Annotated in this window: 20 protein-coding genes and 1 tRNA gene; 9 read left to right on the forward strand and 12 right to left on the reverse strand. The window is 67.1% G+C overall.

Features of this window, described 5'->3' with window-relative positions:
- Positions 1 to 33 precede the first annotated feature (33 nt).
- Positions 34 to 3,033, forward strand: coding sequence for a DUF5107 domain-containing protein (locus tag ACYVDN_RS14500; protein ID WP_460572880.1), 3,000 nt, complete (start codon positions 34 to 36; stop codon positions 3,031 to 3,033).
- Positions 3,030 to 4,058, forward strand: coding sequence for a DUF4380 domain-containing protein (locus tag ACYVDN_RS14505; protein ID WP_460572882.1), 1,029 nt, complete (start codon positions 3,030 to 3,032; stop codon positions 4,056 to 4,058). Before ACYVDN_RS14500 ends, ACYVDN_RS14505 begins: the two co-directional genes overlap by 4 nt.
- On the opposite strand, the gene ACYVDN_RS14510 is transcribed toward ACYVDN_RS14505, so the two are convergent.
- The 7 genes from ACYVDN_RS14510 to ACYVDN_RS14540 form a co-directional block, all read right to left on the reverse strand.
- Entirely contained in the window at positions 3,983 to 5,203 is a 1,221-nt protein-coding gene (locus ACYVDN_RS14510; RefSeq protein ID WP_460572884.1) for an alpha/beta hydrolase family protein, read from the reverse strand. The two genes, ACYVDN_RS14505 and ACYVDN_RS14510, sit on opposite strands and share 76 nt — an antisense overlap.
- A gap of 119 nt (positions 5,204 to 5,322) precedes the next feature.
- On the reverse strand, positions 5,323 to 6,183 hold the full coding sequence (locus tag ACYVDN_RS14515) for an ABC transporter permease (RefSeq protein WP_460572886.1): 861 nt from the start codon (positions 6,181 to 6,183) through the stop codon (positions 5,323 to 5,325).
- Positions 6,180 to 7,022: an ABC transporter permease gene (locus ACYVDN_RS14520; protein WP_460572888.1), complete on the reverse strand. Its 843-nt coding sequence runs from the start codon at positions 7,020 to 7,022 to the stop codon at positions 6,180 to 6,182. The genes ACYVDN_RS14515 and ACYVDN_RS14520 overlap by 4 nt, the downstream gene beginning before the upstream one ends.
- A 199-nt stretch (positions 7,023 to 7,221) precedes the next feature.
- On the reverse strand, positions 7,222 to 8,346 hold the full coding sequence (locus ACYVDN_RS14525; protein WP_460572890.1) for a polyamine ABC transporter substrate-binding protein: 1,125 nt from the start codon (positions 8,344 to 8,346) through the stop codon (positions 7,222 to 7,224).
- 118 nt (positions 8,347 to 8,464) lie between these two features.
- Positions 8,465 to 8,623: a hypothetical protein gene (locus ACYVDN_RS14530; RefSeq protein WP_460572892.1), complete on the reverse strand. Its 159-nt coding sequence runs from the start codon at positions 8,621 to 8,623 to the stop codon at positions 8,465 to 8,467.
- Between the two features lie 81 nt (positions 8,624 to 8,704).
- Positions 8,705 to 9,199 carry a hypothetical protein gene (locus tag ACYVDN_RS14535; RefSeq protein WP_460572894.1) on the reverse strand — a complete coding sequence of 165 codons (495 nt, stop codon included), beginning with the start codon at positions 9,197 to 9,199 and terminating at the stop codon, positions 8,705 to 8,707.
- 22 nt (positions 9,200 to 9,221) lie between these two features.
- The gene (locus ACYVDN_RS14540; protein WP_460572895.1) at positions 9,222 to 9,815 is read right to left on the reverse strand and encodes a hypothetical protein; all 594 of its coding nucleotides are present in this window, start codon (positions 9,813 to 9,815) and stop codon (positions 9,222 to 9,224) included.
- Positions 9,816 to 9,943: 128 nt separating this feature from the next.
- Here ACYVDN_RS14540 and ACYVDN_RS14545 point away from each other — a divergent pair, with 128 nt between their 5' ends.
- Both ACYVDN_RS14545 and ACYVDN_RS14550 read left to right on the forward strand, forming a co-directional pair.
- Positions 9,944 to 10,789 (forward strand): alpha/beta hydrolase, encoded by an 846-nt coding sequence (locus tag ACYVDN_RS14545; RefSeq protein ID WP_460572896.1) that lies wholly within the window; start codon positions 9,944 to 9,946, stop codon positions 10,787 to 10,789.
- Between the two features lie 131 nt (positions 10,790 to 10,920).
- Positions 10,921 to 12,219 (forward strand): LCP family protein, encoded by a 1,299-nt coding sequence (locus tag ACYVDN_RS14550; protein ID WP_460572897.1) that lies wholly within the window; start codon positions 10,921 to 10,923, stop codon positions 12,217 to 12,219.
- A 61-nt stretch (positions 12,220 to 12,280) separates the two neighbouring features.
- Here ACYVDN_RS14550 and ACYVDN_RS14555 read toward each other — a convergent pair whose 3' ends face one another.
- Positions 12,281 to 13,405 carry a serine hydrolase domain-containing protein gene (locus tag ACYVDN_RS14555; RefSeq protein ID WP_460572898.1) on the reverse strand — a complete coding sequence of 375 codons (1,125 nt, stop codon included), beginning with the start codon at positions 13,403 to 13,405 and terminating at the stop codon, positions 12,281 to 12,283.
- A 153-nt stretch (positions 13,406 to 13,558) separates the two neighbouring features.
- Between ACYVDN_RS14555 and ACYVDN_RS14560 the strand changes: the two genes are divergently transcribed.
- A tRNA-Ser gene (locus ACYVDN_RS14560) sits at positions 13,559 to 13,650 on the forward strand.
- Between the two features lie 162 nt (positions 13,651 to 13,812).
- On the forward strand, positions 13,813 to 15,270 hold the full coding sequence (locus tag ACYVDN_RS14565) for an MFS transporter (protein WP_460572899.1): 1,458 nt from the start codon (positions 13,813 to 13,815) through the stop codon (positions 15,268 to 15,270).
- 3 nt (positions 15,271 to 15,273) lie between these two features.
- Here the strand turns inward: ACYVDN_RS14565 and ACYVDN_RS14570 are convergent, their stop codons facing one another.
- A complete protein-coding gene (locus tag ACYVDN_RS14570; RefSeq protein ID WP_460572900.1) occupies positions 15,274 to 15,621 on the reverse strand; it encodes a cupin domain-containing protein in 348 nt (115 codons plus the stop codon).
- 159 nt (positions 15,622 to 15,780) lie between these two features.
- On the opposite strand from ACYVDN_RS14570, the gene ACYVDN_RS14575 reads away from it, so the two are divergent.
- Together ACYVDN_RS14575 and ACYVDN_RS14580 are read left to right on the forward strand one after the other, a co-directional pair.
- Positions 15,781 to 16,341: a pentapeptide repeat-containing protein gene (locus ACYVDN_RS14575; protein WP_460572901.1), complete on the forward strand. Its 561-nt coding sequence runs from the start codon at positions 15,781 to 15,783 to the stop codon at positions 16,339 to 16,341.
- Between the two features lie 54 nt (positions 16,342 to 16,395).
- Complete coding sequence (locus tag ACYVDN_RS14580; protein ID WP_460572902.1) at positions 16,396 to 17,235, forward strand: class I SAM-dependent methyltransferase; 840 nt, start codon at positions 16,396 to 16,398, stop codon at positions 17,233 to 17,235.
- Here ACYVDN_RS14580 and ACYVDN_RS14585 read toward each other — a convergent pair.
- The 3 genes from ACYVDN_RS14585 to ACYVDN_RS14595 all read right to left on the reverse strand — a co-directional run bounded on the left by ACYVDN_RS14585 (position 17,208) and on the right by ACYVDN_RS14595 (position 22,062).
- On the reverse strand, positions 17,208 to 17,735 hold the full coding sequence (locus ACYVDN_RS14585; RefSeq protein WP_460572903.1) for a hypothetical protein: 528 nt from the start codon (positions 17,733 to 17,735) through the stop codon (positions 17,208 to 17,210). The genes ACYVDN_RS14580 and ACYVDN_RS14585 overlap by 28 nt on opposite strands.
- A gap of 133 nt (positions 17,736 to 17,868) precedes the next feature.
- A complete protein-coding gene (locus tag ACYVDN_RS14590) occupies positions 17,869 to 21,369 on the reverse strand; it encodes a phosphodiester glycosidase family protein (RefSeq protein WP_460572904.1) in 3,501 nt (1,166 codons plus the stop codon).
- Between the two features lie 96 nt (positions 21,370 to 21,465).
- Complete coding sequence (locus ACYVDN_RS14595; protein WP_460572905.1) at positions 21,466 to 22,062, reverse strand: TetR family transcriptional regulator; 597 nt, start codon at positions 22,060 to 22,062, stop codon at positions 21,466 to 21,468.
- Positions 22,063 to 22,148: 86 nt separating this feature from the next.
- Between ACYVDN_RS14595 and ACYVDN_RS14600 the strand changes: the two genes are divergently transcribed.
- Positions 22,149 to 22,907 (forward strand): Rossmann-fold NAD(P)-binding domain-containing protein, encoded by a 759-nt coding sequence (locus ACYVDN_RS14600; RefSeq protein WP_460572906.1) that lies wholly within the window; start codon positions 22,149 to 22,151, stop codon positions 22,905 to 22,907.
- The last annotated feature ends 225 nt before the right edge of the window (positions 22,908 to 23,132 follow it).

The following is a 23,132-nucleotide window of genomic DNA, read 5'->3' on the forward strand; positions in this document are numbered from 1 at the left end:
TCCCCGTCCGCTCCGACGACCCTTGGTGGAACCATGACCCTTGACCTCGATGCCGGGCATACGCAGAACGGCGACGACAGGCTCGACCCGCGAGACGGCATCCGTGCCGCCGCATGGGTGGAAGACCTCGTGCTTCCCACCTACGAGCCGCTCGAACCCTCACGGCTGCCGATGTACCTCGACCGCAGGGTGTACCAGGGATCGAGCGGCCGTGTGTACCCGCTGCCGTTCATCGAGCGCATCGCTCAGGAGCCCGTCGACCACGCCTGGAAGACGGTGCACCTGGAGAACCGCTATGTGCACCTCGTGGTGCTGCCCGAGCTGGGCGGACGCATCTACACCGGTCTCGACAAGACGACCGGCTATGACTTCTTCTACCGCAACCACGTGATCAAGCCGGCACTGGTCGGACTCACGGGTCCGTGGATCAGCGGCGGACTCGAGTTCAACTGGCCGCAGCACCACCGTCCCGCAACGTACTTGCCGATGGACTTCGAGGTCGAGCACGGCGAAGACGGCAGCGTGACGGTCTGGTGCACCGACCACGACCCCTTCACGCGCATGGCCGAGACGCACGGTATCCGGTTGCACGCCGACAGCTCGGCGGTCGAGATCGAGGTGCGACTGCACAACCGCACTGATCAGAGGCAGACGTTCCTGTGGTGGGCGAATGCCGCGGTTGCCGTGCACGACCGGTACCAGTCCTTCTTTCCGCAGGACGTGCGCTACGTCGCCGATCACGCCCGGCGCGCCCTCACCGCGTTCCCCGCCGCCGACCGCACCTACTACGAGGTCGACTACCCGGCGCGCGCCGCAGCCGATCCGGATGCCCAGCCGCCGGCCGACCGCATCGACTTCTACCGCAACATCCCGGTGCCCACCTCGTACATGGTGGTCGACACCGACGACGCGTTCTTCGGCGGATACGACCATGCCGCTGGCGCCGGCGTCGTGCACTGGGCCGATCGGCGCATTTCGCCTGGCAAAAAGCAGTGGACCTGGGGAAACTCCGCCTTCGGCCACGCCTGGGATCGGCAGCTCACCGACGCCGACGGACCGTACGTCGAGCTTATGGCCGGCGTCTTCACCGACAACCAGCCCGACTTCTCGTGGCTCATGCCGGGGGAGGTGCGGCGGTTCAGCCAGTACTGGTATCCGATCCCCGGCATCGGGGCCGCCCATGCGGCCAACCGGCACGCGGCGCTCCACGTCGACCATGCGTTGGCAGACGCTCAGGGACAGTCGAGCATCTCGGTCGCGGCCGCTGTGACGCGACCCATGGATGCCACACTTCGCGTTCTCGCCGAGTCCGAGCGTGCCGGCGGCTCGACATCCGCAAGGGATCAGATCCTCGCGGAACTGCACGACCGCGTCGACCCGGGGCAGGTGGTGCGACTCGACGCGTCGCTTCCCGCAGGCGTCGATGTGGCAGCCGTGCGAGTACAGCTCATCGAGGCGGGCTCCGTCGTACTGGAGTGGCGGCTCGTGGAGGCCGACGACGTCGAGCCGTGGATTGCGACGGAGCCGCCGCAGCCGAACGAGATCGAGACCGTGGAGGAGCTGTTCCTCACCGGGCAGCATCTGCAGCAGTACCGTCACCCCACCCGATCACCGCTTCCGTACTGGCGCGAAGCGCTGAGGCGCGACCCCGGAGACTCACGTACGAACCTCGCACTGGCCGATCGCGCGCTACGGGCCGGGGACGACGAGACTGCGCTGTCGCACGCCCGCGCGGCCGTGCGACGGGTGACGGTGCGCAACGAGAACCCGAACGACGGGGAACCGTACTACCTGCTGGGCCTGGTCCTGGCGAGAGTCGGACAGCTCGATGAGGCGCGGCGGGTTCTCGCCAAGGCCGGGTGGGATCGCAAATGGAGCGTGCCGGCGGGGGTGGTCTCGGCTCGACTCGAGCTTGCGGCCGGGCGCACGGCATCCGCGTTGGCCGACGTCGAGGCGTTGCTGCGCTCCGGCACCGATGACCCACGTCTCGTCGCGTTGCGTGTCGTGGCGCTAAGGCGACTCGGCCGGTCAGCCGAGGCTGCGGTGACCTGCGCGGCAGCGCTCGCCGACAGCCCGCTCGACGTCCTGTTCCGATATCTGGCCGACGGAGCACATCCGGACGACGCCGGGCTGGCCTTCGACCTCGGCATGGAGCTCGAATCGTTCGGCGAGGCGGATGCCGCACTCGACGTTCTGGCGCACGCCGCCGCGTTCGCCCCCACTTCCGCCGGCAACCTCGCGCCCGTCGCGCACTACGCGCGGGCGCGCATCCTCGATCGTCAGGGAAGAGCGGACGAGGCGGCGGATGCGCGAGCACAGGCACAGGCATCCGACTCGACGTGGTGCTTTCCAGTGGGGCTTCACGCGCACGACGCTCTGCGCGCCGCGCTCGTCGTCGACGAATCTGACGACCTGGCGGCGGAACTGCTCGGCATGCTGCTGTACGACGCCGGCCGTCGTGCTTGGGCGGTGCGCCTGTGGTCGCGCGCGGCGAAGGGCGCGGCCGATCGAGGAGCGGATCGTGCAAGGCTGCACCGCAACCTCGGGCTCTCGTCGTACAACGTGCTCGGAGACGAGGATGCCGCGTGGAGGCATTACGTGCGGGCATTCGAACTCGCGCCCGACGACGCCCGGCTGCTCTTCGAGGTCGACCAGCTCGCTGCGCGTCTCGGGCACGACCAGCAAGAACGCCTCGCCCGGCTGCAGGCGAATCGCCCGCTCGTCGAGCAGCGCGACGACCTGGTCTTGCAGCTCGCCGGGCTGCTCACAGCGCAGGGCTCAGCGGCGGACGCCTTGAGGATGCTCGACTCACGCAGGTTCCAGCCGTGGGAAGGTGGCGAAGGCAAGGCGCTCGCTGTCTGGGATGCTGCGCGCTCCGCGCTGAGACTGCCTCAGGGCACGCCCCCCGAGTCCCTTGGCGAGGGTCGGCCGATCGTCGCTCCGCCTGCGGCTGTGCGCTCGGATGGTCGCACCGACTACTTCGCGACCAGCCTTCCCGAGCTCTTGCTGTTCGCCCCGGAAGATCCCGAGTGACCTACCCCAAGAAAGCCACCTCGGACATGAAGCCGGAGACGCCGCTGCATATCCTGCGTTCCGGCGACGTGCGCGTGGTCGTGGCTCCGCGACTCGGTGGCCGTGTGCTCGCTCTCGACCGCGCTGGAATCCCATTTCTGTGGCGCAACCCCGACCTGCTGGACGATGCGCTTCAGCCTCGGGTGCCGCTCGCGCATCCCGAGTCATTTGATGGCTTCGCGACCTGGCAGAACTGGGGCGGAGACAAGTCCTGGGTCGCTCCGCAGGGCTGGGAGCGCGACGACCAGTGGCACGGCCCGCCCGACGCCGTGTTCGATGCCGGTGCGTTCGACGTGGTGGAGGCATCCGATCGCCGACTGCTCTTACGGAGTGGTTATGACGTGATCACCGGGTTGCGGATGACCCGCGAGATCGAAGCCCGCGACGATGGCATGCGCATCACCACGACCCTGCGCAACGAGTCGCACCGGCCGCGCCGATGGGCGGGGTGGGAGATCGCGCAGGTGCCCGTCGCCGACGACGACCTCGATCGACCGGGCCCTGGTGTCTTCGTCCGGGTGCGGGGCACGGCAGACCCGGTGCCGCTGTTCTCGCTGCGCGGGTCGATGACGACAGAGAACGCGGAGGGCCTCATCCACGTTCCGTTCGCGCAGGCAATCGGAAAGCTCGGCTTTGCGGACTCCATCGGTACTGTCGAAGTCGTGCACGCCGACGGTTCAGCCCTGCGACTCCGGTTTGGCGTCGAGGCAACCGCGGAGTACCCCGACGGATGCGCCGCACAAGTGTGGATGCAGACTCCGACGGAGGAACCGCTCGCGGAACTCGGTGGCCTCGCCTGCACTGCAGCCCTGGTCGAGCTGGAGGCGACGTCGCCGCTGACCGAGCTGTCGCCCGGAGACGCGCTCGCGCTCACCTGCGATTGGGAGTGCGTCCCGCCGGGACGCCGGCCTCACCCCACCGCGGCGAAGCGCTCGTCGAGCCAGTCGAACATGCGGTCATCCGTCAGCGTTCTGGCGAGCGGCTGACAGTGCAGGTCGGCTCCCTCCTCCGCAGTGAACGGCACGAGCGTCGAGACCTCGGGTGTGAGGCCGGCGAGCCGCTCGGACTGGCCCGGCCAGAACTGCTCGCCCTCCGGTGCTGTGATCAGCAGAGGCGTGGTGATCTGCGACGCGACGCTCGTGACGTCGTACTTGCGCACCTCGTTCAGCGTCTCCGCGTAGCCGAGATCGCCGTACGGTCGGGCTCGGAACGCCCACGTTGCGGCGTTGCCGGGCTGGAACTTGAGCCCCAGCGCCATCTCCTTGTCGAACTTCTCGTTCTCGCCCTTGTCGAGCAGGTTGAGCAGACTCTTCGGCAGGTGCGACGTCCACGATGTGGAGACATCGACGACGCCCGGGTCTGCGATCGCCGCAGCGAAGCGGTGCTCGAACGCGAGGGCTCTCGGTACCCAGTAGCCGGCCTGGCTGATGCCGTAGACGGCCGCGCGCTTCGCGTCGACGCCGTCGAGGCCGAGCGCGAAGTCGAGAACCGGTGTGAGCACGGCCTCCCAGTCCGGCCGGAACGTCGTCTTCTGTTCGAACAGCATCGACTGCTGTCCAGGGCCGTCGTAGACGACCACGGTATAGCCGCGGCGCAGAGCCCCGAAGGCGCAGGTCGACCACATCGAGGTGATGGGCCCGTCGCTGCCGTTCGTACCGATGAGCAGCGGAGTGGTCGCGGATGTCTCACGCGGGCGGAATACGTACCCGGGCAGCGTCGTGGACTCGTACGGAATCGCGACCCGCTCAGCGTGCACGTCAGTGGTGGTGTTGATGAAGCGGTCCCACGCCGCGCGGTGCTTCCGGAAGACGGCGAGCAGTTCGTCCCCGGAGTCGAGCGCCGACGCGGCGTTCACCGCGACGGCGTAGTAGTTGGATGCCCGCAGATACGCTCCGGCCGCGCTCACACCGTGCCCCTTGGCATCCGCCGCGTCGGCCTCCGAAGCGATGCGATCCCCGAGGGCTACCCATGCCTCGTACCACCCACGATGGTCCTTGCCCTTGATGCCGGCGACAGCGGCCAGCACCTCACCGATGTCGGATGCCCCCGATTTCGCGCTGCCGAGTACCGTTCGGATCTCGTAGTCCGCATCGGCATCGTCAGAGAACGCGTGGATCGCGTGTTTGCTCACAGCTGTCGCCTTCCTCGTTGACCGCGCTCGGGCGTGGCCGTCCGAAGCCGGTCGTGCCCCCTCATACGTTTCTATCGGCACAGCCGCGAATCGGGTAGACCACTTTCGCGACTCCGCTCTCACCGGCGACGCACACGCAGCGCGGCCCGAAGCAACAGTCCGGCGAGGCCGAGCGCGACCACCGTGAACACGAAGATGAGGGTCGCTGTGGCGTAGACGGCCGGCGTCGCGCCGTACTGCAGCGTGCCGTACAGATACACGGTGAGCACGTTGACCGTTGGCGTCGAGAGGAAGTTCGCGATCACCACGTTGTCGAACGCGAAGGTGTACGCGATCAGCGCTGCCGCACCGATGGCGAGCCCGAGCTGCGGGAGCACCACGAGGCGCAGGGTGGTCAGGCGGCCGGCACCGAGGTCGGCTGCGGCGTCTTCGATCTGGACATCCAGGGTCAGCACCCGGGCCCTGATCACGAATGCCACGACGGAGATGCTCGGCGGGGTGAGCGCCGCGATCAGCGGGAACTGCCCGAGCGGAATGTGCGTCTCGGTGTAGAAGAGCAGCAGCGAGACGCCGAGCACCGTCTCCGGAACGATCAGCAGGATGAACGTGAGCCCGGTCAGGACGCGGCGCACCGCCCGGCTGGGGTTGCGCACCTGCTCGATGCCGAGCACGGTGCCGATGACGACCGCGATGAGCGCGGCCCACAACGACACGACGAGGCTGGTGATCGTCGCCTGTGCGATGGTCGGATCGCCGAAGGTGTGCCCGTACCAGTTCCACGTGAAGCCCGTGAACGCCGAGGTCTGCTTGCCTGCGACGCCGACGTTGAACGAGTAGACGATGGCCGTCGCGATGGGCGCGAACAGGAACACCACGGCGATGCCGTACCACGTCCACAGCACGATGCCGGTGGCGAGGCGCGCTCGGCGACCTCCGACCGGTGAATGCCCGGTGTCGCGCAGGAGCGAAGGGACGGTCATCCCGCTGTCCCCTCGAACCCGCGCGTGAGGCGCACCAGCAGCGCGACGATCACGGCGACCGCGATCACCAGCAGCACGACCATCGCTGAGCCGAGCGCGTAGTTCTGCGACTGCACGTACTGGGTCGAGATGGCCTGCGACAGGAACAGCCCCTTGTTGCCGCCGAGCAGCACGGGGATGACCAGTTCGCCGAGCATCGGAACGGCGGTGAGCAGCGCCGCCGTGGCGATGCCGGGCCGGCTGAGCGGGAAGATCACCGTCCAGAACGTGGCCGCGGGGGATGCCCCGAGATCGTGGCTCGCCTCGACGACCTCGGGCGGGATGCGGTCGAGCACCACTGCCAGGGCGATGATCGCGATCGGAAGGTACACCGCGATGCTGCCAATGATCACCGCAGGCAGGGAGTCGAGCACGGTGATCGGAGCGTGCAGGATGCCCACCGTGCGCAACAGCTGCTCGAGCGGACCGCCCTGTGCCAGCAGGATCTGCCATGACATCACCCTGATCAGCAGGCTGGCCAGGTAGGGAAGCAGGATGATCGCGAAGGCCGCCACTTTGAATCGACCGCTTCGGCGCGCGATCGCGTACGCGATCGGATACCCGAGCACCAGACAGAGCAGGCTCGTGCCGACGGCGAACGCGAGGGTGCGCAGGAAGGTCTCGAGGTAGAGCGGCCCGAGCGCCTGCACGTAGTTGTCGAACGAGAAGCCGAGCTTCACCGAGCCGAATCCGCTCGTACCGAACGAGTACACCAGCGTGAACCCAAGGGGCACCAGGAACAGAACGGCCAGCCAGGCCAGCGGTATGGCGGCGAGCACGTGGTCACCGCTACGCCTCATCCGCACATCCTCCCACCCACCTTGGTCTTCAGGCCCGCCGCCCGCCCGACTCCCACCTGCCTTGGAAACAGCAGTGATCGCGCTCTCGCGCCGAAAACAGCTGGATGTCGGCTGTTTCCGACGACATCCGCTGTTCTGAGTGCGGGTGCAGGTGCGCCGCAGGGCAGCGGGTGGGGTCCGGGCCGACTGGAGGCGACAGCTACGCGCCGGCGGCGGCCTGCACCTTGTTCTGGATGTCCTGGAACGCCGGGTATGTGTCGGGATTCACCACGAAACTGCTCAGCTTGTCGAAGTCGACGCCGGTGCCGCCGAAGATGAGGTCGGCTTGCTTGACGCCCGACGGCAGCTTGTCCTTCAGCCCGTTGAGCGACGCCGGGTAGCCCAGGTACACCGTCTCGTTCACCTGCACGGTCGGCGTCAGCTGGTACCTGAGGAACTGGTATGCCCGCTCCACGTCGGGCGCGCCCTTCGCTATCGAGAAGCTGTCGACCCAGAGCTCGCTCGTCGGCCCTGGCACCACCCACTTCAGCTTCGGGTTGAGCAGGATGGCGTTCCGCGCGGCGGCCTGGTTGGCCTGCGCCATCACGATCGCGCCGCTCTTCAGCGCGTTCGGGTCGAACGCCGAGAACGTCTTCACGTGCTTGGCGAACGTGGTGAGGAAGTCCTCAGTGCCCTTGATGTCGTCGACGTTCTTGGTGTTCCAGTCCTTGCCCTGCACCCAGAGCGCAGGGCCGACGGTCTCCTCTGCCGCACTCGTCATGCGGATGCGTCCGCTTGCACCGCTCGTGGCGCCCGCATCGAAGAAGTCTTGCCAGGTCTTGATCTCGCCACCCGTGGCATCCGGATCGTAGACGACGCCGAGCAGGCCCCAGTCCTTGGGGATGGAGTACTTGTTGTTCGGGTCATAGTTGCGGTCGAGCAGCGACTGGTCGAGGTTCTTGAGGTCGAGCCGGTCGTGGTCGATCTCTTCGAGCAGGCCCTTGTCGGAGATCTGCTTGATCCAGCTCGACGACGGCACAACGATGTCGTAACCGGCACCGGCCGCCGAGTTGAGCTTCGTGAACAACGTGTTGTTGTCGGTGTAGGTGGAGATCTTCGGCGTCACGCCGTACTTCTTGGCGTAGGCCGCGAGGTCCTGGCCGCTGAAGTAGTCGGGCCAGGTGTAGATGTTCAGCTGATTCGTGAGGCTGGATGTCGGGCCTCCGCCGGCTGTCGGCGCGCACGCGGCGAGCAGGGCCGCCAGCGGCGTGAGCGCCGCCGCACCGAGAACGGTACGGCGGCTTATGGGGTAGGAGTCGACGCTATGGCGCGCTGACGTGCTCATGGACGGGTTCCTTTGCTGCGGGTATGTGCCTCACCTCAAAGGTAGCCACCGCTGGCTGCGCCGACGCTGAGGCCGGTCACTCGGCGTAATGCCTCGTGACCGGCCCATCCGCGCCGACTCAGACGCTTCTGCGAAGGAGCCTGATCAAGCCGACGACGACGGCGACGATCAGGATGATGATTCCGATCCAGATGAGAAAGTTCGCGGCGTTCACGAAGATGCCGAGAAGCAGGAGCACGACTCCGACGATGAGCAATATTGCGGCTAGAGCAATCATGCAGCCAACCCTGGCGCGGTCGGTCGGTCGACGTAACCCCTTGCGGGGGCGGTGCGACGTGTGCTTTGGGCGTGGGACGCGTCAGTGCTTGCCGTAGACGCTCACGCGGATGTCGATGCGCACCCGCCCGCTCGGCGTGGTGGTCTGCGCGAACTGACGCGTGACGTGATCCTCGTCCGGCGGTGCACCAGCAGCGAGCGGGGACGCCGCATCGGCGGGCAGCAGCACGACGGCGTGCATGGTGGCGTTGCCGAAGGCGTCCGCCTGGGATGACGTCGAGCTGACGACCGTCGTCGCGTCGGGCAGGTCGAGCGCAGAGAGCGCCGCGATCTCGCGTACCGTGAGGTCGGAGCAGGGGCGTGGATCCAGGGACCCGACGAGGTAGCAGGATCCGAAGGCGGTGTCGTATCGGATGCCGTCGGCGATCGACCAGAGGGCGAAGCCGCCGCCCACGAATGCGACGAGCAGCACGACCATGCCGGCCGCGAGCATCCAGAGCTGCGTGGCGGTGCGCGGCGGACGCCCGGGCGGCTCGGCGGGCTGAGCGCCGATCGGGGCGAAGAGGTCGTCAGACACCCCTAGATGGTCGCACGCCGCACTACGCCTCGGCCATCGCCTCCAGCTCGGCGCGCAGGATGGCGAGCTCGATGTCCCGATCGACCGGATCCAGCCGGTGCTGGGCGCCGGGGGCGTATTGCAGTGCGTGGTCCACGAGCGACGCGCTGACCTCGTGCCAGGCATCCTGCCGAGCCTGCTCCACGAGCCCGAGAAGGTACTCGTCTTCGCCCGCCTTCTGCCGCAGCAGGCTGGCGGCCTCGGTCGCCACCATCAGGCGATGTCGCACGTTCGCCTCGTCGCCGCGCCGGTAGTCGTGCACGTGCTGTGCCTTGCCGACCCGACCGATGGTGTTCGCGAGCTCTTCGGTGAGGCGATCGGAGGCCTCCTGCGATTCGTCGGCGAGCTCGTTGAACGCGGCGGATGCCTGAGGCAGGTACGTCTGTGCGTCGTATGCCTCGGGTGACACGATCGCACCGACCGCGATCTCGTTCTTGAGACGCATACGAACCGCGTACTCGGCGATCATGAGTCCTTCCGAGACGGACTGCTCGACCGTGGCGGTCGGTCTCTCGGCGATCGCGGCGTCGTTGTACGGCGTGAGGATGCGGCGTCTCCGCCATGGGAACCAGGCCACCGCACCTCCTCTTTTCGCCGACGTAAAACGCTACCGGGCGAGAGCCAGAGACGGGCGTTTGGGATTGTCGTCGGGCTGAGTGCCCCTTCACGGAGAGTACTGTCGGGGTGCGACGAACGGGAGTGCGGATGACCATCGAGCGTGACATCGACCTAGCCGACGGCCGAGTGGTGCGCTCATGGGACACCGGTCCCTCCAGCGGAGATCTCACGATCATCTGGCATCACGGCACCCCGCAGACCGGCCGGATTCTTCCGCCGATCCTCGGGGCGGCCGCCGCGCGGGGCATCCGTGCCATCTCGTGCGCTCGCGCCGGTTACCCCGGCACCTCGGTGCTGCAAGGTCGTACCGTGGCGGATGCCGCCGCCGATGTCGTCGCGGTCGCCGACGGGCTCGGGCTCGAGCGCTACGCGACGGTGGGCGCCTCCGGTGGCGGGCCGCACGCGCTGGCGTGCGCCGCGATCGACGAGCGGGTGTTCGCGGCGGTGACGTTCGCAAGCATCGCCCCCTACACGGATGCCTATCCCTGGTTCGCAGGAATGGCGTCGCCCGGCGGGCTCGAGTCGGGGTTGAAAGGTCGCGACGCCCGACGCCTCTACGGAGAGACCGCCGAATTCGATCCGTCGGCATTCATCGACGCCGACTGGCAGGCGCTCCAGGGTGCGTGGACCTCGCTCGGAGCCGACGCCAACCGTGCCTCCGCGCTGGCGACGATCGACGGCGGCATCCCGTGGGGTGAGATCGACGACGACGTGGCGTTCACCAAGGACTGGGCCGTCGACCTCGCTGCGATCGGATGCCCGGTGCTCGTCGTACAGGGCGGACTCGACCGCGTCATCCCTCGTTCCCACGGCGAGTGGCTCGCCGCGAACCTGCCGGCTGCGCAGCTGTGGTTGCGGCCGGCGGACGGTCACGTCGCGGTGCTGGAGGCGCTTCCGGTCGCGCTCGACTGGCTGCGGGACCTCGTCGACTGAGACCGCCCGCGCATCACGATTTGTGGTGCCTTTCAGGTTGCACACAGGTATTACCGGGATTCCCAAAGAGGGGTCGTTTAGCCTGGTTTGCGGATTGGACGCCCAGCACGACGACACGGGAGGCGGCGCGCGTGACGGACCACGGAACAAGGCACACTCGTGCCGCTGCACGTAACGAGCGATCGCCGAAGGGCATCGCGCGGCACGGGCGTCTGCGCGCGCAGCCTTGGGCGACGTTCGGCAAGGTCGTCGCATCCGTGGTCGCCGTCGCCGTGGTGAGCGTGCTCGGCATCGCCGGGGTCGCCGCAGTGAACCTGGTGAGCGGCACCAAGCAGTCCTTCCACCTGCACGGTGAGGCGTCACAGCCGATCCCGAACATTGCGGCACTTCAGGGCGGCGTCAACATTCTGGTCGCAGCCACCGACACCCGCAGCGGGCAGGGCGGTGCATGGGGCACGCTCGATGACAGCTCGGGCGCCGGCAACAACGACGTGACGATGCTGCTGCACCTCTCCTCCGACCACACCCACGCGATCGTGGTCAGCTATCCACGCGACCTGATGGTGCCGATTCCCGCGTGCGGCAACAACTACGCGCAGGACCAGGCGCAGTTCAACACCACGCTCTCCGAGGGCGGGATGAGCTGCGTGGCCGACACCGTCACGCAGATGACCGGCATCAAGATCCCGTTCGCGGCCGAGATCACGTTCGAGGGCGTCGTCGCGATGTCGAACGCGGTCGGCGGTGTTCAGGTCTGCATCGGCGGAAACGGCATCAACGATCCAGACACCAGCCTCGTTCTGCCCGCAGGCAACGTGACCCTTCAGGGGCAGGATGCCGCCGAGTTCCTCCGCACTCGCCACGGCCTGAACGACGGCTCCGACCTCGCGCGCATCAGCAACCAGCAGGTGTTCCTCTCCTCGCTGGTGCGCACCATCATGAGCAACGGAACCCTGACCAACCCCGCGAAAGTGTGGGGCCTTGCCAAGGCCACGACCAGTAACGTTCGGCTCTCCGACAACCTGAACGTGACGACGCTGTACCAGATCGCCATGGCTCTCAAGGGCCTGAGCTGGAGCAACATCGCGTTCGTGCAGTACCCGGTCGTGACGGATCCCGACGACAGCAACCGTGTTGTGCCCGACGACGCGGCGGCGCAGACGCTCAACCAGGCGATCATCAACGACCAGTACGTGCAGATCACCGGTGGCACCGGTGACGGCTCCGTGACGGCATCCACTCAGCCCGCTCAGCAGCCGACACCCAGCAGCACGCCCGCGCCGAGCACCGGCAAGAAGTCGAGCAAGACGAGCACGAGTCCGGCGACCCCGTCCGGGACTCCGACTCCGACCTCTACTCCGGTGCCGCTGAGTGACAACGTGCATGGTCAGACCGCCGCGACCCAGACCTGTTCGAACGGCGCCGGGTAGCGGCACCACCGACCGGCCGCTTCACCCGTCAGCCGCTCAGGCTCGCCCGCGATCCTGGGGCTCAGGCGTCGTCGATGGATGCCGCCAGAGGCGCCCAGAAGTACCCGAAGTCCTCCTGCGGCCCGGCCATGAAGCGTTGGCTCATCACGACGCCGATCAGGCCGCGCGACGGATCGACATAGGCGCTGGTTCCGGAGCCTCCCGTCCAGCCCCAACGGCCCGGTGCAGACCACGGGCGTGAGCTGCCGTCTTCGACCGACACGCACCAGCCCCACCCGACGCCCGGTCCGGCGAGCTGCGTGGGGCCGGCCTGCTGCCGGGCATCCAGCTGTGCCGTCGTCATCTGCGCGAGCACGTCGGCCGGAAGCAGCTCGCCGTCGGCCAGCGCGCTCAAGAACCGCAGGTACTCCGGCACCGTCGAGACGAGCCCGCCGCCGAGGCTCTCGAACGCGGGCTGGGACGAGAACGCGCCGTCGTACTCCGTCGCCACCCCGATGCCGTCGCCCTCTGGGCGGTATTGCGTCGGCAGCGGCTCGGTCGCGAAGAATCCCGTGCGGGTCAGGCCGAGCGGCGCGGTGATGACGTCGCGGAGCAGCTCGTGGAGCGCCTTACCGGTGACCCGGGCGAGCAGAACTCCGAGCAGGTCGGCGCTTGTGTGGTACATCCAATGCGACCCTGGCTGATGGGCGAGCGGAAGTGAGGCGATCCGCGCGAGGTACTGGTCCGCAGGCCAGGGAGGCGACAGCGGACCGAACCCGAAGGTTCGGAGTTCTCGCGAGAGCGGTGCGTCCTCGAACTGCACCCCGAGTCCGGTGGTGAATGTGAGAAGGTCGCGCACCGTGATGCCGCGGTCGGTGGGAACAGTGTCGTCGAGGTCGGCCGTGGGGGAGCGAAGCACGCGGGGTGACGCGAGCTCGGGCATCCACTCGGCGATCTCGTCGTCGAGTCGAAGTCGTCCCTCGGCGATCAGCGACCCGGCGAGAACGCCCGCCGCGATCTTGGTGAGCGACGCGATGCGGAACGGGGTGTCCGCGGTCATCGGCGCAGTGTCCTGCAGGTCGTAGCTGCCGGTCGTATGGAAGTGGGTCGTGCCGCCGTGGCGAACGCCCGCGACGATGCCGGGCGCCCATCCGGATGCCACCCTGTCGTCGAGCGATCGCCACACGGGATCGAGGTCGAGTGTCACCCCACCACTCTTCGGGTCGGCGCCGACGCGGTCAAGGGCGGCGCCCACCACAAGCCAACGCGTTCGGCCGGCGTCCCTGCAGTCGGGCGCGTTCGAAGAGCCGGTTGAGGTCCGTTATGATGGTGGGCGTGTGTCCGCCAGGCGGGCCCGCATGGAGTCGTCGCATAGTCCGGTCGAGTGCACCACCCTGCTAAGGTGGAGTCCCCTCACGGGGACCGAGGGTTCAAATCCCTCCGACTCCGCCAGTTGAACCCCCGAATCCCCCTTGGGATTGCGGGGGTTTCTTCGTCCCGGAACCGGCCGCATAGCGCGTGGTCCGCAGGACCGCAACGGATTGAGCGCCCCCGATGGCCCCTCCTAGCCTGCGACCATGCGTGGCTCGGGCCACGCGGTTCGAGGGGGAATCCATGCCGCAACAGGAATTGAAGACGGTCAAAACCACGATCCCTGCACGACTCGACAGGCTGCCGTGGTCGCGCTGGCACTGGATGGTCGTCGTCGGGCTCGGTACCGTCTGGATTCTCGACGGCCTCGAGGTGACAATCGTCGGAGCCATCGGTAGCCGACTCACCGAGGCGTCCAGTGGGCTCGGGCTCACACCAGGTGAGGTGGGACTGGCGGCCGCCATATATGTGGCCGGAGCGTGCGTCGGAGCCTTGGTCTTCGGGTATCTGACAGACCGCTTCGGTCGCAAGAAACTCTTCATGATCACCCTCGGCCTCTATCTGCTGGCGACCGTGGCGACGGCGTTCTCGTTCACGCCTCTCTTCTTCTTCGCGTGCCGGTTCTTCACCGGAGCGGGGATCGGAGGTGAGTACTCGGCCATCAATTCGGCGATCGACGAGCTCATCCCGGCGAAGCGCCGAGGAGTGGTCGACCTCGCGATCAACGGCTCGTACTGGCTGGGTACCGCCTTCGGCGCCATGCTCACCGTTGTGCTGCTGAACACGAGCATCTTCGCCCCGAACATCGGATGGCGCCTCGCGTTCGGCCTCGGCGCAGTGCTCGGGCTGAGCATCCTGTCGGTGCGGCGCAACGTGCCCGAGTCGCCGCGATGGATGGTCATCCATGGCTACGACGAAGACGCAGACAAGGATGTGCTCGAGATCGAGAAGGAGGTGAAAGACGAAGTCGGGGAGGAGCTTCCAGCCGTCGAGGATGACGAAGCGATGGAGATCCATCAGCGACGTTCGACGGGTTTCGGCGAGATCGCGCGCGTCGCGATCACGAAGTATCCGAAGCGATTCGTGCTCGGCCTCTCGTTGTTCATCGGGCAGGCGTTCCTCTACAACGCGGTCTTCTTCACCTATGCCTTGGTGCTGACCCAGCTGCTGAAGGTTCCGGATGATGTGGCGCCATGGGCACTCGTTCCGATCGCCGTCGGCAATTTTCTCGGGCCGCTATTGCTAGGGCGGCTGTTCGACACGATCGGACGCAGGGTGATGATTTCCGTGTGTTACATCGGCAGCGGCGTGCTGCTCGTGGGCACGGGCATCCTGTTCGACCTGCGCCTTCTGGATGCGGTCTGGCTGACGGCGTGCTGGGTCGTCGTGTTCTTCTTCGCCTCGGCCGGGGCGAGCGCTGCTTATCTGACGGTGAGCGAGATCTTTCCGATGGAAACCCGCGCCATGTCCATCGCCTTCTTCTACGCGGTGGGCACCGGCCTCGGCGGCATCATCGGCCCTCTCCTGTTCGGCCAGTTCGTTTCGATCGGCATCGGAGCGGTCGCATTCGGCTACTTCATCGGCGCCGCACTCATGATCGCGGCCGGGCTCGTGGAGGTGTTCCTCGGTGTCGACGCGGAGAACAGGTCGTTGGAGGACATCGCCACACCGTTGTCGGCGTCGACCTCTGTCGTCACGTGAGCGCTACGACGGGGCGTCGCCCATGGTCAACTCGGGCTCGGTGTACGGCGGGAGGGGAAACCAGCCGAGGAACGTGACGCCCTCCTCGGTGGCGTCGAATCGGGTGATCGTCTCGTCCGCCGGCTCGTAGAAGGTCTCACCCGGGCGAAGTGTGACTTGGTCATCCTGGCCGACCTGGAAGTACACGGACCCGGACTCGACGACTCCGAAGACGGGGCCGTTGTGCCAGTGGGCACCGGCGTGAAAGTTCGGAGCGATCGTGATGCGCCGAACCTCGACCCTGTCGAACGTGGCTGGGGCGGGGAGATGAAGGATGTCTAGCGTTTCGCGTTCCACGGGGTCCTCGGCCATGGAACAAGCCTGGCAGCCAGCCTTGTTCCACGGGCACCGTCCGGGGTCATCGCTACATTGACGTCTATGCCGAAGAGTCGTCGTTCTCCCTCGATTGATGCGTTGAAACTCACCGATCTCGAGGAGGCTGGCGTCGATGTGCTCCGCGAAGGAGCTTCGGTGGAAGGTGTGCGTATCAACCCTGGGCGAGTCGAGGGTCGAAGCCTCGCCGATCTGTTCGTGAGCGAATGCCGGATCGAGAACCTCACACTCGACGACAGCACACTGGCGCGCGCAAGGTTCAACGAGACCCAGATCCAGCGACTCGATGTGGTCGGGCTCAACGCGGCACACTCCAGCTGGCGATTCTGCGAACTCGACGGTTGCCGACTCGGCTCGGCGGAGCTCTTCGATTCCGCATGGCAGTCGGTGCGCATCAGCAACAGCAAACTCGGCTACCTCAACCTGCGGAGTGCGGAGCTCACCGACGTGGAGTTCGTGGGATGCCGCATCGAAGAGATCGATCTGCAGGGGGCGAAAGTACGTCGACTCGCCTTCGTCGACTGCGAGGTCGCGATGCTCGGCGTTCAGCACGCAGTTCTCGAGGACGTCGACCTCCGCGGCGCGGCGTTGTCCGAGATTCACGGGGTGGAGAACCTGCGCGGGACGCTGGTCAGTGAGCAGCAACTGCTCGAGCTCGCACCGCTGCTCGCCGACCATCTCGGCATCAGCGTTCTCTGAAGCGCCCTGAATAGCGAAAGGCAGATGAACGGTGAGCGTTGGGAGACTCGACGCATGACCTCGATCACGCCCGACTGGGAGTCCGCGCGCCGGGCGAACCTCGACAACTGGAACGACCGCGTGCCTCTTCACGAACAGGTGTACGGTCTCGACGCGTTCGACGACCCAGACCATCTGAGCGGTATCGTGCGCGACGACCTCGCGACCCTGGCGCCGTTCCTCCCAAACGGCACCGTGCAGAACCTCGACGCGTGCCATCTGCAATGCCACATCGGCACGGACACGCTCTCGCTCGCCCGGGCAGGGGCTCGCGTGACGGGGGTCGACTTCTCGGCGCCTGCACTGGCATCCGCTGCGCGCCTAGCGGAACATCTCGGACTCGACGCCGCCTGGGTCGAGACCGATGTGCTGGATGCCCGCGCCGCGGTCACGGGCGACTTCGATCTCGTCTACACGAGCATCGGCACGATCACCTGGCTGAACGACCTCGATCGCTGGGCGCAGCAGATCACCGAGCTGTTGCGGCCGGGTGGCACGTTCTTCATCCGGGACGGGCATCCGGTGCTCTACTCTCTGGACGAGAACGCGGACTCGCTGGTGCTGCAGCATCCGTACTTCGGCAGCGGCGAGCCGCTGTCGTGGGATGCCGAGACCTCCTACGTGGGCGAAGGAACGCTCGCGCATCGCCGCACCTATGAGTGGCCGCATCCCCTCTCGGAGATCATCGGATGCCTGCTGCGCGCCGGACTGCGCCTCGTGCACCTCGACGAGGGCCGCACGCTGCCGTGGCGCTTCAGCCCTCAGATGGTCGAGGTGGCCGACGGCTTCGCATGGCCCGAAGCACTACGCGACCACGTGCCGTGCACCTACACGATCGTGGCCCGCAAGGACTGACGTACGGCCGGCGTTGCTCTAGGGCTCGGCGTGGAGTCCAGCGACCAGGCTTGAATTTCCCAGTGCCTTCCTCCGGTGGGCGTCGAAGACGCCACCCACATCAGCGCGAGGCCGCAGCTGGTGTTCGCCGCCGAGTTTCGCTTCCGACCGGTCAGATGCCCGCTCATGATGTGGAAGGGATCGAGCGAGTTGACCAGGTGAAGTTGCCGAGTGCTGGTGTCGATATCCCCGCATAGGTCCACGACTCGCTGGAGCATATCGGTGGGCTCCTGCGGGAGAAGCTGCTGTAGTGCCGGTAGCTCAGATCGTGATGGTCGAGCGAGTGCAGCCATGACCTGGTCGTAAAGCGGGCGGAACGCGCCCGGATCCGCGTCGTCGTTGGACGTCGGATCCGACTGGAACAGACCCATGCTGCATCCGCTCAGCAGGACGGTGGCCGCAAGCAGCGGCATCGCGTACCCAAGTAGACGGTGCCGCTGCCGATGAGAGCGTCCGGTCATCCGGTAATTGTCGTATCCGGGTGAGCATCCGCGGGGGAAGGACTCGGGTTCACGCAGCATCACGTCGTCGAGCGCTACGCGACGAAGGGCCCCGGCCGAAGCCGGGGCCCTTCCGTGGTGCGGTGACGCGGCGCTAGCCGACCGTGACGGTCTGCGTCGCGGTCATCCCGCCCGTCTCGACCGTGATGGAGGTCGTGCCTGCGCGCAGCGCGGTGACCTTGCCCGTGACGGCATCCACCGACGCGACGTGCGGGTTGGATGACGTCCACACGTGCGACACCGGGTCGGCGATCGGCACGTTGACGATCGCGAGGCCGTTGTCGCCGTTCTGGTTGACGCCGGTCGCGGTCAGCGTGATCGACTTGCCCACTGCCAGGGTTGTGGCTGCCTGGTCGACGGCCAGGGACTGCAGCACGGGCTCGACAGCGACCTGGATGCGACCGTCCGCCGCGATGTGCACGAGACCGAAGTGGTAGAAACCACCCTGGTTCGCGGCCGTGTAGGCGGGCATCCCGAGGTCACCGAAGACGAACTGCGGAATGCCGCCGTTGTCGGCGGTCGTCGGGTTGCCAGCCGGGTCGAGGATCTGCTCCGAGTAACCGCGGGCGTGGCCGTAGACCATGATCACGTGCTGCCGCGGGTGGGACTTCTGGAAGTTCTGCACCAGCTGCAGGTACTGCTGGGCCTCCCACCGGTCGGTGAACTGGCTGTTCTTCGCGGGGAACGGGTCGTCGGCGGGCATGTGCACGGCCACGATGACGATCTTCGACGTCGCGGCATTCAACTGCGAGGCGAGCCAGGGGTACTGGCCACCCGTCAGCGCCGGCACCTGGAACGGGTCGGACGACGTGATCCCGCCGTGCGAGTTGTCCAGCGCGATGACCGTCGCTGCGCCATCCGTGTAGGTGTAGTGCGTGTCGCCCCACACTTGGTTGAACGTGGTGTTCTCCGGGTTCGATCCCTGGGTGATCTCGTGGTTGCCCGCGAGGTCGTACACCGGAGCGCCTGGCCGGATGGCCGAGAACTCGTTCTTCGCGAACTGCACGTCGGGCAGCAGACCGTCATCCGAGCTGTCGCCGAGCGACTGGATGGTGTCGGGCTTGGCCTTCGTGGGCAGCGGTGCGACCTTCTGGCCACTTGGGGTCGTGTATCCGTCGCCGGAGACACGAGCCGTGATGTCGCCGAGCACCTGCGCGCTCGTGCTCTCCGGGTCGTTCGCGAGCAGATGAGCGTCGTCACCCATCAGGATCGTGTTGCCGTCGTTCGAGAAGTCGGCGGGCGACTCCACGAACTGCAGCCACGACGGGTTCTGCGGATCCGCGACGTACGGTGCGGTCACCGGCTGGCGCTCCGCGTAGAGGCCCTCGAGCGACGACATCTCCAGCGTTCCGGCCGACGCCAAGGTCGGGTTGATCGTCAAGAAGTCGATGAACCCCAGCTTGATCGGGAACGCGGTCCCTGCAGGCAGCTGCGTCTGCAGCAGATGCCACTGGCCGTCGAACACGATGCCGGTGTTGTACAGCGTCGAGGAGTGGCTCGTGGCGTCCGTGTAGTTCACGGCGAACTGCAGCGTGTTGTGCACCGTGTCGTTGTCCTTGATCCAGATGCCGAGCGCGGTCGGCAACTGGCCGGACGCGTTCGCACCCACCGAGATCGCCGACTTCGGCGAGAACACCATCTGGTGCACGCCGGAGGTGCCGGGCATCGTGTAGACATCCGAGATCGACGTCGCCGATGCAACTCCGGCAGGCACGTCGGCGACGTTCGAGACCGTCGTGTGCACGCCATCCGCCTTGTCGACGTGGCTCCACGATGCGATGTCGCTCAGCGGGTCGACCATCTGCGAGCTGCTTCCGACCGCGATATCAGCAGTGGCGGATGCCCCACCGGCCGTCGCCGTGACGTCGACCTTGCCGGATCCGTCGGCCGACGCGGTGAACGTACCCGTCGTCGCGTCGAACGTACCGAGCGTGTCCGTGCTGAGCTTCCAGGTCGCCTGTGCGATCGGCACGGCCAGCTCTCCGCCATCCGGCGTCGTACCGGTCAGCTGGAACGCGGCGGACTGCTTGTCGGAGAGGTTCGGCTCCGAGGGAGTGATGGCCAGGCCGGCGAACGCCGGGGCGACCGTGAGCTTCACGTTCGTGGTTGCGCCGTCGGGTGCGGTGATGCGGATGTGCCCGGTGCCGGCCTTGGCTGCCCTGAAGGCGCCGTTCGCCCACGTTCCGAGCTTGGCCGGGGTGACCTTGGCCTGCAGCGCGGTGCCAGGGACCGGGTTGCTCTTCGAGTCGAGCGCGAACGCCGGGAGCGCCGTCGTCATGCCCACCACCGCGTCGGCCGCGTGTCCGCCGTTGACTGTGATGCTGCTGGGCTTGCCCGCGTTGGTCTGCGTGCTGTAGACGAAGATGCCGTTGCCGACCGGGCGCTCGCCGCCATCCGACGGAGTGTTCATGACGCTCGTCGTGGTGTCGCCCGGCTTGCGGGCGATGAGCTCGGACGAACCGCCGCCGTCGAGCAGCAACGCCGAACTCACCTTCTGGTCGACCATGTAGCCGGCCACCTGGCTGACCGTCATGCCGACCGCCTGGCTCTCGAGGCCGCGCCCGTCCAGCGTCACCATGGTGAGGTGCTTGCCGTCGGCACTTACGCCGATCGCGGTCTCCGGGTTGAGGCCGGTCGGGTTGCCTGTGGCGTAGTCGGAGGTGATGGCACCGTTCGCGACGAGAGGCTGTCCAGGTCCCTGGATGAGCTGCCGGATGTCGTTGTCTGGCGCGATCGACGAGCCGAGTGTGACGGTGTCGCCGACGTGAATGTTGCTGGTCAGCCATCCACCCGCGGTTCCGGCGGCGAGCAGACCGTACTGGTTCGCGCTCGGTGCCGGGAGGGAGGTGATGGCGCCGACCGAGGCCACGGTAATCGTCTTGCCGCCGTCGGTCGAGGTGCCGGAGACGTAGACGGGCTTGCTCGCGCTGACGTCCGTCGGACCGCCGAGGCGGGGCGTGATCTCGGTGATCTGGCCGCTCGTGGCGTCGCTGGTCCAGTTCACCGAGTACAGCGCGTGGGTAGCGGAGCCGTCGGTGATCGTGCCGCTGAACTCTTCATCGCGGATGGCTGCTGTGCCGTCATCCAGCACAACGAACGTTCCCGCGTGGTTGTGCTGCGGGCTCTTCCAGATCTCGCCGTCCACGATCTGGCCCTGGTCGGGCTGACCGCTCGCGTTGATGTCGAAGAAGCCGCCGTTGATGCCCGCGACAGCGCCGGTGCGGGCCGCCATCGAGCTGATGGTCTCGTCCTTCGGGTTGATCAGCGTGGTCATGCCCTGCACGCCGACCCGCACGTTCGGGTCGGTCATGTCGACGTTGAGCACCTGGCCGGGCTCGCGCCCCGTGACGGTGTCGAGCACGTCGGAGTGCTCGGTCACACCCGACGTAACCGTCATCGGTGCGCCGGTCGTGCGCTGCACGACGGTCGACCAATTCGCGGGTGTCGTTGGCAACCACGGCGCGACGCCGTCTGCGTGAGCCGGGGCCGGAGCGCCGGCGAGACCGACGGCGATGCCGAACACGGCCGTGGCCGCGATCGGGGCGATGAGCGCACGCAGGCGAGCCGCGCGCGCAGGGCGATGGAGAGAATGCACGAGCGCGACGGTAGGGGGCGAAGGTGCGGTCCGCGCGTCATCCGGGTGAACGGTACCCCCCGATTGGGTGTCATTCGATGGGGTGCTGGCGCGCCGTCAGCTTTTCGCCGGTGAGGCGATTCGCCGTGCCGCCTCCACGACGAACTTACGGCGTCGGGCGCGCTCCCGTTGGTCATCCGAGTCGTAACCCGTGATCATCTCGGCCAGCTGCGGCACCGTCTGCCACCAGGCGGCGAGAGCGATGAGTGCGAAGACAAGATGGGCGGGATCGATGTCGCGATCGACCAGCCGGTCGCGCTGCGCCGCTGCGAAGCGCTGGACCTTCTCGCGGTAGTGCTTCGTGCGCACCTCGACATCGGCGGGCTGGCCACCCTGCAGTCCCTCCCACTGAAGCAGGCGACCCAGTTCCGGATGAGCAGCGTGGTAGTCGTACGTCGCGCCGGCGAACTCCCCGATGTCGTCGAGGCCCGCCCCGGTCACCTCGACTGCCGAGGCCAGATTCTCCAGTTCCGTGGCCAGCACGAGTTGCCAGAGTGCCTTCTTGTCGCCGAAGTAGCTGTACAGCCGTTCCTTGTTGACGCCGGCTCGGGTCGCGATCGCTGCCACCGTCGTGCCGTCGAGCCCTCGAGCGGCGAATTCTTCCAGTGCGGCGTCGCGGATCTTGCGACGCGTCCCCTCGGTGTCCCAGGCCATGCGGCGATATTACCAACGCTTGGGTTGGAAATGAGAGGAATGAAGAGTAGTCTCCAACTGCATCGTTGGAGTTGGAAGGAGTAATCATGGCTGGGATGAGTCATCTACCGGAAGAGATCTACCCGCCCGAGTCGGGCTCGGTCGCGCTGGTTACCGGAGGGAACAGTGGCATCGGGTTCGAGATCGCCCGCCAGCTGGCGGAGCACGGCGTGACCGTGTGGATCGGCGCCAGAGACCTCGAGAAGGGTCGCCGTGCCGCGCAGGACCTCGGTCCCGCCGTGCGCGTGGTGCAGCTCGATGTCACGAGCCCTGCGTCGATCGCTACAGCGGTGGAGCAGATCGATGAGTTGGACATCCTCATCAACAACGCCGGAGTGAACCCGGGCGGCGAAGACGTCACCGGTACCACGCTCGCTCAGCTTCGGATCGCCTACGAGACCAACGTGTTCGGGCTCATCGCCGTCACTCAGGCGTTCCTGCCCGCGTTGGAGCGGTCGACGCACCCCCGCATCGTCAACATCTCCAGCGGCACCGGCTCGCTCACCTGGAACAGCAGTCCGAACCCGCAGTTCGACTGGGAGCGAGTGCGCGGCGGCGGTCTTGCCTATCGCAGCTCCAAGACCGCGGTGAATGCCGTCACTCTTCTGACGGCACAGGCACTCGGGGAGCGTGTCAAAGTCAACGCGCTCGCCCCCGGACTGCGACGCACCAATCTGGTCGCCGGGATGTCCGTCGGTGGCGACCCCGCCGAAGCCGCCACCGGGGCGCTGCGCCTGGCGTTCCTGCCGGACGACGGTCCGACCGGGGCGCTTTGGTCGTGGGACGGTAGCCGCGCGCCCTGGTGAGAGTGTCCCCCGGGCCGTGGCGCCAGTGGTCGACCCGAGGGGGATCGCGGGTTGACCACGTGCCGGAGCGGAGCGGGAGTGTGGCAATGAATGCAATAATGAATGTTCTTCAGGTTTCGTTGCGCGTCGTGTCTGCCGGGGTTACTCGACCGGGCTGTCAACGCTGGCGGCCACGTCCCGCGAAGGAGTTCAGCCGTGATTGCACACCACCCGACGTGGCATGTC

The organism is Humibacter soli (genome assembly GCF_054779035.1).